General features: G+C 49.5%; 1 protein-coding gene. It reads left to right on the top strand.

Annotated features, from left to right (window positions below):
• Window positions 1-34: 34 nt before the first annotated feature.
• Window positions 35-285 (top strand): hypothetical protein (locus QSV46_RS39460; RefSeq protein ID WP_314964058.1); only part of this gene is annotated, 251 nt, incomplete at its 3' end.

Here is a 285-nt window from a genome sequence, read left to right as displayed (position 1 = left end):
GAACACGCGCGGTCAAGTCAGCACGACCAGTCCAATGAAAAATCAGAAGAGCAAGCGCCGAGTTTTCGGCAAACGAGCGAAGTCGCTCCGAAAGGTTCTGAAAACTCAGCCAAAGCGGAGACGAAGAGCACCGCAACGTCTGGCAGCAAAGCCAACCCATAAAGAGATAGTCGCGCAACCAAATGCTCAAAAAATTATCGCCGATCTGCGATCCAAATCGTTTGAGCAACTGCGAGGAATTTGGAAGAACTGCCTAGCGAAATTAACGAACAAGAACGAGAGCAA

Source organism: Bradyrhizobium cosmicum (assembly GCF_032290525.1).
Lineage (GTDB): Bacteria > Pseudomonadota > Alphaproteobacteria > Rhizobiales > Xanthobacteraceae > Bradyrhizobium > Bradyrhizobium cosmicum_A.
This window is presented reverse-complemented; position numbering and strand designations above follow the sequence as displayed.